The sequence below is a fragment of the Kosakonia sp. LAM2021 genome, assembly GCF_016620385.1.
GTDB lineage: Bacteria > Pseudomonadota > Gammaproteobacteria > Enterobacterales > Enterobacteriaceae > Kosakonia > Kosakonia sacchari.
Map to the genome: position 1 here is coordinate 16839 of NZ_JAENHT010000019.1, position 9591 is coordinate 26429.

A 9591-nucleotide genomic window follows, 5' to 3' on the forward strand; every position below is an offset into this window, starting at 1 on the left:
TTACTTCTTCTTAGCCTCTTTGGTACGCACGACTTCGTCGGCGTAACGAACACCCTTGCCTTTGTAAGGCTCAGGACGACGGTAGGCGCGCAGATCTGCTGCAACCTGGCCAATCACCTGCTTATCCGCGCCTTTCAGCACGATTTCAGTCTGTGACGGACATTCTGCAGTGATACCGGCCGGCAGCTGATGATCAACAGGATGAGAGAAACCCAGAGCCAGGTTTACTACATTCCCTTTGACCGCTGCGCGGTAACCTACACCAACCAGCTGCAGCTTCTTAGTGAAGCCTTCGGTAACACCGATAACCATTGAGTTCAGCAGGGCACGCGCGGTACCAGCCTGAGCCCAACCGTCTGCGTAACCATCACGCGGACCGAAAGTCAGAGCATTGTCTGCTTGGTTAACTACAACAGCATCGTTGAGAGTACGAGTCAGCTCGCCGTTTTTACCTTTGATCGTGATAACCTGACCGTTGATTTTTACGTCAACGCCGGCAGGAATAACGACCGGTGCTTTAGCAACACGAGACATTTTTTCCTCCGATTAGGCTACGTAGCAGATAATTTCGCCACCAAGACCAGCCTGGCGCGCTGCACGATCAGTCATAACACCTTTAGAGGTAGAAACAACTGCGATACCCATACCACCCATAACTTTCGGCAGCTCATCTTTTTTCTTATAGATGCGCAGACCTGGGCGGCTGATACGCTGAATGCTTTCTACCACAGCTTTACCCTGGAAGTATTTAAGAGTCACTTCCAGTTCCGGCTTGGTGTCGCCTTCAATTTTGAAATCTTCAATAAAACCTTCTTCCTTCAGCACGTTGGCAATTGCCACTTTCAGCCTGGAGGAAGGCATGGTGACCGCAGCTTTGTTCGCGGCCTGACCGTTACGGATACGGGTCAGCATATCCGCGATCGGATCTTGCATGCTCATCTGTCTTTACTCCCGTGATTCAATTGGTGACAATTACCAGCTAGCCTTTTTCAGACCCGGGATTTCACCGCGCATAGCGGATTCACGGACCTTAATACGGCTCAACCCGAACTTCCGCAGGAAACCGTGCGGACGACCAGTTTGGCGGCAGCGGTTACGCTGACGAGACGGGCTGGAATCACGCGGCAGACTCTGCAGCTTGAGAACAGCGTTCCAACGATCTTCGTCGGAAGCGTTCACATCAGAAATGATCGCTTTCAGTTCAGCGCGTTTCGCGAAGTATTTTTCAGCTAAAGCTACGCGTTTAACTTCGCGTGCTTTCATTGATTGCTTAGCCATGAAGTAACCCTACCTTACTTGCGGAACGGGAAGTCAAAGGCAGCCAGCAGAGCACGGCCTTCTTCGTCAGATTTCGCAGTAGTGGTAATGGTAATATCCAAACCACGCACGCGGTCGACTTTATCGTAGTCGATTTCTGGGAAGATGATCTGCTCACGGACACCCATGCTGTAGTTACCACGACCGTCGAAAGACTTAGCGGACAAGCCACGGAAGTCACGGATACGCGGTACAGCAATAGTGATCAGGCGCTCAAAGAACTCCCACATGCGTTCGCCACGCAGAGTCACTTTACAGCCGATCGGATAGCCCTGACGGATTTTGAAGCCCGCAACAGATTTGCGCGCTTTGGTGATCAACGGTTTTTGACCGGAGATTGCTGCCAGGTCAGCTGCTGCGTTATCCAGCAGTTTCTTGTCAGCGATCGCTTCACCAACACCCATATTCAGGGTGATCTTCTCGACCCGAGGGACTTGCATGACAGAATTGTAGTTAAACTCAGTCATGAGTTTGCTAACTACTTCGTCTTTGTAGTAATCATGCAGTTTCGCCATCGTACTACTCCAAATTACTTGATAGTTTCGCTATTAGACTTGAAGAAACGGACTTTTTTGCCGTCTTCGAATCTAAAGCCTACACGGTCAGCCTTGCCGGTTGCCGCATTGAAGAGCGCAACGTTAGAAACCTGAATTGCAGCTTCTTTTTCAACGATGCCACCCGGTTGGTTCAGGGCCGGAACCGGCTTCTGATGTTTCTTAACCAGGTTGATACCTTCAACAATGATCTTGCCGGAAGACAGAACATTTTTTACTTTACCGCGTTTACCTTTATCTTTACCGGTTAACACGATAACTTCGTCATCACGACGGATTTTCGCTGCCATGATTCGCTCCTTAGAGTACTTCTGGTGCCAGAGAGATAATTTTCATGAACTTCTCGTTACGAAGTTCACGAGTTACCGGCCCAAAAATACGCGTACCGATAGGCTGCTCGCTATTATTGTTCAAAATAACGCATGCATTACCATCGAAGCGAATGACAGAACCGTCCGGGCGACGAACACCCTTCTTGGTGCGCACCACTACCGCCTTCAGCACATCACCTTTTTTAACCTTACCACGCGGAATTGCTTCTTTGATGGTGATCTTGATGATGTCGCCTACGCCTGCGTAGCGACGGTGCGAGCCACCCAGAACCTTGATACACATTACGCGACGTGCACCGGAGTTGTCGGCGACGTTCAGCATAGTCTGTTCTTGGATCATTTTAGTGCTCCGCTAATGTCAACTACTACTGAAGACCCTAAAATCAGGGTCGATAAAAAGCCCCATATCGGGGGCGCAGCATTATAACACCGCTTCCTTGATATGGGTAGAAAAAATAAACGGCCCATCGCTGAGCCGTTTATTCGTTTGAGAACGCGTACTCTATTACAGAATCGCTTTCTCTACAACGCGAACCAGCGTCCAGGACTTAGTCTTGGACAGCGGACGGCATTCGCGGATTTCAACCACGTCGCCAGTACCGCATTCGTTGTTCTCGTCATGTACGTGCAGTTTAGTCGTACGTTTGATGAATTTACCGTAGATCGGGTGTTTCACGAAACGTTCGATAGCTACAACAATGGATTTCTCCATTTTGTCGCTAACAACACGACCTTGCAGAGTACGGATTTTATCGGTCATTACGCACCCGCCTTCTCAGTCAGTAAAGTCTTAACGCGTGCGACATCACGACGCACTTGCTTCAACAGGTGAGTCTGTTGCAGCTGGCCACTTGCAGCCTGCATACGCAGGTTGAACTGCTCGCGCAGCAGGTTAAGCAGCTCGGTGTTCAGCTCTTCAACGCTCTTTTCACGCAGCTCTTTTGCTTTCATTACATCACCGTCTTAGTTACAAAGGTGGTTTTAATCGGCAGTTTTGCTGCTGCCAGCTCGAAGGCTTCACGGGCCAGCTCTTCCGGAACACCGTCCATTTCGTACAGGACTTTACCCGGCTGAATCAAGGCAACCCAATACTCTACGTTACCTTTACCTTTACCCATACGAACTTCCAGCGGCTTCTCGGTGATCGGTTTGTCCGGGAATACACGGATCCAGATCTTACCCTGACGCTTAACAGCACGAGTCATAGCACGACGTGCTGCTTCGATCTGACGAGCGGTCAGACGACCACGGCCAACAGCTTTCAGACCGTAAGTGCCGAAGCTCACATCCGTGCCCTGCGCGAGACCACGGTTGCGGCCTTTGTGCACTTTACGGAATTTTGTACGCTTTGGTTGTAACATCAGCGACGCTCCTTATTTACGGCCTTTACGCTGCTGCTTTTTAGGTTGAGCAGCCGGTTTTTCCGGTTGTTCAACTGCAGCCATACCACCAAGGATCTCGCCTTTGAAGATCCACACTTTTACGCCGATTACACCGTAAGTGGTGTGCGCTTCGGAGGTGTTGTAGTCGATGTCAGCACGCAGAGTGTGCAGCGGAACGCGACCTTCACGGTACCATTCGGTACGTGCGATTTCCGCGCCGCCCAGACGGCCGCTAACTTCAACTTTGATACCTTTAGCGCCCAGACGCATTGCGTTCTGTACAGCACGCTTCATAGCACGACGGAACATAACACGACGTTCCAGCTGAGAAGTGATGCTGTCAGCAACCAGTTTTGCGTCCAGTTCAGGTTTACGAACTTCGGCGATATTGATCTGAGCAGGAACGCCAGCGATATCCGCTACGACCTTGCGCAGTTTCTCAACGTCTTCACCTTTTTTACCGATAACGATACCCGGGCGAGCAGTGTGAATGGTCACACGGATGCTCTTAGCCGGACGCTCGATAACGATACGAGATACAGACGCTTTAGCCAGTTCCTTAGTCAGGTACTGACGTACTTTAAAATCGCTGTCCAGGTTGTCAGCGAATTCTTTGGTGTTCGCAAACCAGGTTGAGTTCCATGGTTTTACAATACCCAGGCGAATACCATTAGGATGTACTTTCTGACCCATTGCTAGTCTCCAGAGTCTCAGCGATCGGACACAACCACAGTGATGTGGCTGGTGCGCTTCAGGATGCGATCTGCACGACCTTTTGCACGCGGCATAATGCGCTTCATGCTCGGGCCTTCGTCTACGAAAATTTTCGCAACTTTCAGATCGTCAATGTCAGCGCCATCGTTGTGTTCAGCGTTAGCAATGGCAGATTCCAGAACTTTCTTGACCAGTACAGCCGCTTTCTTATTGGTGTAGGTCAGAATATCCAGGGCCTGCGACACTTTCTTACCGCGAATCAGGTCAGCAACAAGGCGAACCTTCTGAGCAGAAGAACGAGCATGGCGATGTTGAGCTAAAGTTTCCATCTCTTCCTCCTACCTTATTTCTTCTTCGCTTTTTTATCAGCAGCGTGGCCGCGATAAGTACGAGTCGGTGCGAATTCACCCAGTTTGTGACCGACCATTTCGTCGGAAACAAATACCGGAACGTGCTGACGACCATTATGGACAGCGATGGTCAAACCGATCATGTTAGGAAAGATCGTTGAACGACGGGACCAAGTGCGCAGGGGCTTCTTGTCTCCGCTTTCCACCGCTTTCTCTACCTTCTTCAGCAAGTGCAGGTCAATAAAAGGACCTTTCTTGAGAGAACGTGGCATGGCTTATCCTCTAAAATTATTTGCTACGGCGACGTACGATGAATTTATCAGTACGCTTGTTGCTGCGGGTCTTCTTACCTTTGGTCTGAACGCCCCACGGAGTTACCGGGTGCTTACCAAAGTTACGACCTTCACCACCACCATGTGGGTGGTCGACTGGGTTCATCGCAGTACCGCGAACGGTAGGACGAACACCACGCCAGCGTGCAGCACCTGCTTTACCCAGAACGCGCAGCATATGCTCAGCATTGCCAACTTCGCCCAGAGTCGCGCGGCATTCTGCTTCGACTTTACGCATTTCACCAGAACGCAGACGCAGGGTGACGTAAGCACCATCGCGAGCAACGATCTGAACGTAAGTACCAGCGGAACGAGCCAACTGACCGCCTTTACCTGGTTTCATTTCTACGTTATGAACGGTAGAACCAACCGGGATATTGCGCATCGGCAGGGTGTTGCCTGCTTTGATTGCAGCATCAACGCCAGACTGAATCTGGTCGCCAGCTTTCAGGCCTTTAGGGGCCAGGATGTAACGGCGTTCGCCATCTTTGTACAGAACCAGCGCGATGTTCGCGGAACGGTTCGGATCGTACTCAAGACGCTCAACAACTGCCGGGATACCATCTTTGTTGCGTTTGAAGTCAACAATACGGTAAGCCTGCTTGTGGCCACCACCGATATGACGAGTGGTGATACGGCCATTGTTGTTACGACCACCGGATTTGCTGTTTTTTTCCAGCAACGGAGCAAAAGGTTTGCCCTTGTGCAGCTCAGGGTTAACCACTTTAACAACGTGGCGACGACCCGGAGATGTCGGTTTACATTTAACAACTGCCATTGTATTACTCCTCCGACTTACTCAGCGCCGCCAACGAAGTCCAGATTCTGGCCTTCTTTCAGGGTGACGTAAGCTTTTTTCCAGTCGCTACGACGACCGATACGCTGTCCGTGACGTTTAACTTTCCCTTTAACTACCAGGGTGTTAACGACTTCGACTTCGACTTCAAACAGTTTCTGCACAGCAGCTTTGATTTCTGCTTTGGTCGCGTCTTTAGCAACTTTGAGAACGATGGTGTTTGTTTTTTCCATCGCAGTAGACGCTTTTTCAGAAACGTGCGGTGCGCGCAGCACCTTCAGCAGACGTTCTTCACGAATCATGCCAGCATCTCCTCAACTTGCTTAACAGCATCAGCAGTCATTACGACTTTGTCGAAGGCGATCAGGCTAACCGGGTCGATACCAGTCGCGTCGCGAACATCAACCTTGTGCAGGTTGCGCGCGGCCAGGAACAGGTTCTCGTCCAGCTCACCGGTGATGATCAGCACATCTTCCAGAGCCATGTCTTTCAGTTTCTGAGCCAGCAGCTTGGTTTTCGGTGCTTCTACAGAGAACTGCTCGACAACGATCAGACGATCCTGACGTACCAGTTCGGACAGGATGCTTTTCAGCGCGCCGCGGTACATCTTTTTGTTAACTTTTTGACTGTGGTCCTGCGGACGCGCAGCGAAGGTCACGCCACCAGAACGCCAGATCGGGCTCTTGATAGAACCAGAACGAGCACGGCCGGTGCCTTTCTGGCGCCACGGTTTTTTACCGGAACCAGTTACTTCAGCACGGGTCTTCTGAGCACGAGTACCCTGACGAGCACCAGCTGCGTAAGCAACGACAACCTGGTGTACCAGCGCTTCGTTGAAGTCACGACCGAAGGTAGTTTCGGAAACAGTCAGCGCGCTCTGCGCGTCTTTCAATACTAATTCCATTGCTATCTCCTCACGCCTTCACAGCTGGTTTAACGATCAGGTCGCTACCGGTTGCACCCGGGACAGCACCTTTAACCAGCAGCAGGTTGCGCTCAGCGTCAACACGTACTACGTCCAGGCTCTGAACGGTTACGCGCTCATTACCCAGCTGACCTGCCATTTTCTTGCCCTTGAACACTTTGCCCGGAGTCTGGTTCTGACCGATAGAACCCGGAACGCGGTGAGACAGGGAGTTACCGTGGGTAGCGTCCTGGGTACGGAAGTTCCAGCGCTTAACGGTACCTGCGAAACCTTTACCTTTAGAGGTGCCAGTTACGTCAACTTTTTTAACTTCAGCAAACAGCTCAACGCTAATGTCCTGACCTACGGTGAATTCTTCGCCGTCAGCAAGACGGAATTCCCACAGACCACGGCCAGCTTCAACGCCAGCTTTAGCGAAGTGTCCCGCTTCCGGTTTGGTTACACGGTTAGCTTTTTTAGCACCGGTGGTAACCTGGATTGCGCGGTAGCCATCGTTAGCCAGGTCTTTAACCTGAGTAACGCGGTTTGCTTCAACTTCGATTACGGTTACTGGGATAGATACGCCATCTTCAGTGAAGATGCGGGTCATGCCCACTTTTTTACCGACTAAACCAATCATTGTTTCAACCTCTCAATCGCTCGATGACCTGATTAACCCAGGCTGATCTGCACGTCTACACCGGCAGCCAGGTCCAGACGCATCAGAGCATCAACGGTTTTCTCGGTTGGCTCAACGATGTCAACCAGACGCTTGTGAGTGCGGATTTCGTACTGATCACGCGCGTCTTTGTTAACGTGCGGGGAGATCAGAACGGTGAAGCGCTCTTTGCGGGTCGGCAGCGGGATCGGACCACGGACTTGCGCACCAGTGCGCTTAGCAGTCTCGACGATTTCCGCGGTTGATTGATCGATCAGACGATGATCAAACGCTTTAAGACGGATACGGATTCTTTGGTTCTGCATGAGACCAGAGCTCCAATTATTTATAGACGAAAATAATTACTCCTCACACCCATTACGATTGATGGGGGAGTGTAATCGTTCTTACGTAGCCCCCCGATTGGGAGCATTGTAACGGCCAAACAGCACCGTTGTGGTTCAGATTGAACCCGCCGTCATTTACGACAAGCCCGCGCATTATACGTAAATCTGAGCCAGACGCAAGTGCAGTTTAGAAATTAAGCAGTGCTGCGCGCATGTTCGCAGGGTGAACGTAACAGCAACAATGTCGGTATCATTTCTCATGAGCGGCTACGCAACATTAGAAGGAGTTAATTGGCTTTCACACCGCAATTTCACATTCTGCATGCCACCCGTTACTGACTCTGGCAGGACGCCATGTTTTTTCTCGCTGTTTATCTGTTACTCAATCTAATGCTTGTCTGGCACGACATCCGTATTGGGTTGCTGCCAGATCGTTTAACCTGCCCTCTTCTCTGGGCGGGGCTAGTTTGGCACTGTTTCGCAAATGCTGAATTATTGAAGCAAGCAGTTATCGGCGCGACGGCAGGTTACATAGGGTTTGCTGTTATTTGTTGGAGCTACAAAAAGTTGCGCGGTAAGGAAGGACTTGGCTACGGCGATGTAAAATATCTTTCGGCTCTCGGGGCCTGGCATGGCTGGCAGAATTTACCCGGTCTGGTTTTTATAGCCGCCTTTTTGGCCTGTAGTGTGGTGAGTATCAATGCACTCAGATCGCGAAGTTTACAGGCATTAAAAAACCCACTGCCTTTCGGGCCATTTCTGGCGGCAGCGGGTTTACTGACGGGATACCATTCTGTGATACCAACTATTCTTCCACTTTGATTTGCGACTGGAGATAGTTCTGAATACCAATTTTGCTTATCAGATCCAGTTCTGTTTCCAGCCAGTCAATATGATGCTCTTCTTCGGCAAGAATCTTGATCATCATATCGCGGCTAACATAGTCATGAACGCTATCAGCATAAGCGATGGCTTCACGCAAATCCTTCGCGCCTTCGAGTTCCAGTCGGAGATCCGATTGCAGCATCTCTTCAACGTCTTCACCAATGCCCAGTTTGCCCAAATCCTGCAAATTAGGGATACCTTCTAGAAACAAAATACGCTCGATGTAGAGATCGGCGTGTTTCATTTCATCAATAGATTCATGGTATTCGACATCATTGAGGCGCGTCAGTCCCCAATTTTTGAACATTCTCGCATGGAGAAAGTATTGGTTTATTGCGACAAGCTCATTTCCCAATAATTTATTGAGATAATTTATGATTTTAACATCACCTTTCATTATGTAGTCCCTCCGCTTCCACTCATTGAAGCGTAGATGGGGCTACAAGGATGTCAAAAAAAAGATAAAGACTCAGGCAATCTCTTTGTATTCCGGCATCCGGGTAAGTTCGTCTTGCATGATCTCTCTTGCTGCGCGAACACATTTACCACACTGATTTCCAACCGGAACAAACTTGCGGAGCTGCTGAAATGATTGAGGATGAAACTGGCGCACTGCCTGGCGAATTTTTTTATCACTCACACCATTACACAAACAAACGTACATGATCACTCCCGTTCAATTTCTGCGCAAAGTGTAAATGAGAATGGTTGCGATTACAATAGCACAACTGTAAAGCTGCAGGCCCGGCCCGGAGCTTAATTTGTATAAATATTTTGACCGTGAATAGCGAGCAGCAAAAAGAGCGCCGAAGCGCCCTTTTTCAATTCAAAGCTAATTAATTAGCCCAGAACTTTTGCTACAACGCCCGCGCCAACGGTACGGCCGCCTTCACGGATTGCAAAACGCAGACCATCGTCCATCGCAATCGGGTGAATCAGGGTAACAACCATTTTGATGTTGTCGCCCGGCATTACCATCTCCACGCCTTCCGGCAGTTCGATGGTGCCAGTCACGTCAGT

Annotated in this window: 20 protein-coding genes and 1 pseudogene; 1 reads left to right on the forward strand and 20 read right to left on the reverse strand. The window is 50.1% G+C overall.

Annotated elements, in window-relative coordinates; translation table 11 throughout:
• From rplF to rpsJ, 17 genes are all read right to left on the reverse strand, one after another.
• Positions 1-534 (reverse strand): 50S ribosomal protein L6, encoded by a 534-nt coding sequence (gene rplF / locus JKP81_RS23195; protein WP_017460072.1) that lies wholly within the window; start codon positions 532-534, stop codon positions 1-3.
• A gap of 12 nt (positions 535-546) precedes the next feature.
• On the reverse strand, positions 547-939 hold the full coding sequence (gene rpsH, locus JKP81_RS23200; protein WP_017460071.1) for a 30S ribosomal protein S8: 393 nt from the start codon (positions 937-939) through the stop codon (positions 547-549).
• Between the two features lie 33 nt (positions 940-972).
• Positions 973-1278 carry a 30S ribosomal protein S14 gene (gene rpsN / locus JKP81_RS23205; RefSeq protein WP_007369817.1) on the reverse strand — a complete coding sequence of 102 codons (306 nt, stop codon included), beginning with the start codon at positions 1276-1278 and terminating at the stop codon, positions 973-975.
• Between the two features lie 14 nt (positions 1279-1292).
• Entirely contained in the window at positions 1293-1832 is a 540-nt protein-coding gene (gene rplE, locus JKP81_RS23210; RefSeq protein WP_024551596.1) for a 50S ribosomal protein L5, read from the reverse strand.
• A gap of 14 nt (positions 1833-1846) precedes the next feature.
• Positions 1847-2161, reverse strand: coding sequence for a 50S ribosomal protein L24 (gene rplX / locus JKP81_RS23215; protein ID WP_016538464.1), 315 nt, complete (start codon positions 2159-2161; stop codon positions 1847-1849).
• A gap of 10 nt (positions 2162-2171) precedes the next feature.
• The gene (gene rplN / locus JKP81_RS23220) at positions 2172-2543 is read right to left on the reverse strand and encodes a 50S ribosomal protein L14 (protein ID WP_000613954.1); all 372 of its coding nucleotides are present in this window, start codon (positions 2541-2543) and stop codon (positions 2172-2174) included.
• A gap of 165 nt (positions 2544-2708) precedes the next feature.
• Positions 2709-2963 carry a 30S ribosomal protein S17 gene (rpsQ, locus tag JKP81_RS23225; protein ID WP_017460070.1) on the reverse strand — a complete coding sequence of 85 codons (255 nt, stop codon included), beginning with the start codon at positions 2961-2963 and terminating at the stop codon, positions 2709-2711.
• Positions 2963-3154 carry a 50S ribosomal protein L29 gene (rpmC, locus tag JKP81_RS23230; RefSeq protein WP_004388609.1) on the reverse strand — a complete coding sequence of 64 codons (192 nt, stop codon included), beginning with the start codon at positions 3152-3154 and terminating at the stop codon, positions 2963-2965. Before rpmC ends, rpsQ begins: the two co-directional genes overlap by 1 nt.
• Positions 3154-3564: a 50S ribosomal protein L16 gene (gene rplP / locus JKP81_RS23235; protein WP_007369814.1), complete on the reverse strand. Its 411-nt coding sequence runs from the start codon at positions 3562-3564 to the stop codon at positions 3154-3156. Before rplP ends, rpmC begins: the two co-directional genes overlap by 1 nt.
• Positions 3565-3576: 12 nt before the next feature.
• Complete coding sequence (gene rpsC / locus JKP81_RS23240) at positions 3577-4278, reverse strand: 30S ribosomal protein S3 (RefSeq protein WP_000529945.1); 702 nt, start codon at positions 4276-4278, stop codon at positions 3577-3579.
• A 17-nt stretch (positions 4279-4295) separates the two neighbouring features.
• Complete coding sequence (gene rplV / locus JKP81_RS23245) at positions 4296-4628, reverse strand: 50S ribosomal protein L22 (protein WP_002919773.1); 333 nt, start codon at positions 4626-4628, stop codon at positions 4296-4298.
• A 14-nt stretch (positions 4629-4642) separates the two neighbouring features.
• Complete coding sequence (rpsS, locus tag JKP81_RS23250; RefSeq protein WP_001138115.1) at positions 4643-4921, reverse strand: 30S ribosomal protein S19; 279 nt, start codon at positions 4919-4921, stop codon at positions 4643-4645.
• Between the two features lie 16 nt (positions 4922-4937).
• Complete coding sequence (gene rplB / locus JKP81_RS23255) at positions 4938-5759, reverse strand: 50S ribosomal protein L2 (protein WP_007369812.1); 822 nt, start codon at positions 5757-5759, stop codon at positions 4938-4940.
• Positions 5760-5776: 17 nt separating this feature from the next.
• Positions 5777-6079, reverse strand: a complete 303-nt coding sequence (rplW, locus tag JKP81_RS23260; RefSeq protein ID WP_000617546.1) for a 50S ribosomal protein L23 — start codon at positions 6077-6079, stop codon at positions 5777-5779.
• Complete coding sequence (gene rplD / locus JKP81_RS23265) at positions 6076-6681, reverse strand: 50S ribosomal protein L4 (protein ID WP_007369811.1); 606 nt, start codon at positions 6679-6681, stop codon at positions 6076-6078. Before rplD ends, rplW begins: the two co-directional genes overlap by 4 nt.
• A gap of 10 nt (positions 6682-6691) precedes the next feature.
• Positions 6692-7321 (reverse strand): 50S ribosomal protein L3, encoded by a 630-nt coding sequence (gene rplC, locus JKP81_RS23270; RefSeq protein WP_017460069.1) that lies wholly within the window; start codon positions 7319-7321, stop codon positions 6692-6694.
• Positions 7322-7353: 32 nt separating this feature from the next.
• Positions 7354-7665: a 30S ribosomal protein S10 gene (gene rpsJ, locus JKP81_RS23275; RefSeq protein WP_001181005.1), complete on the reverse strand. Its 312-nt coding sequence runs from the start codon at positions 7663-7665 to the stop codon at positions 7354-7356.
• Positions 7666-8040: 375 nt separating this feature from the next.
• Between rpsJ and JKP81_RS23280 the strand changes: the two genes are divergently transcribed.
• Entirely contained in the window at positions 8041-8508 is a 468-nt protein-coding gene (locus JKP81_RS23280; RefSeq protein WP_200553611.1) for an A24 family peptidase, read from the forward strand.
• Here JKP81_RS23280 and bfr read toward each other — a convergent pair.
• From bfr to tuf, 3 genes and pseudogenes are all read right to left on the reverse strand, one after another.
• On the reverse strand, positions 8492-8968 hold the full coding sequence (gene bfr, locus JKP81_RS23285) for a bacterioferritin (RefSeq protein WP_017460067.1): 477 nt from the start codon (positions 8966-8968) through the stop codon (positions 8492-8494). The two genes, JKP81_RS23280 and bfr, sit on opposite strands and share 17 nt — an antisense overlap.
• A 72-nt stretch (positions 8969-9040) precedes the next feature.
• On the reverse strand, positions 9041-9235 hold the full coding sequence (bfd, locus tag JKP81_RS23290; protein WP_071925235.1) for a bacterioferritin-associated ferredoxin: 195 nt from the start codon (positions 9233-9235) through the stop codon (positions 9041-9043).
• 176 nt (positions 9236-9411) lie between these two features.
• Positions 9412-9591, reverse strand: a pseudogene (gene tuf / locus JKP81_RS23295) (elongation factor Tu); the annotation flags it as partial.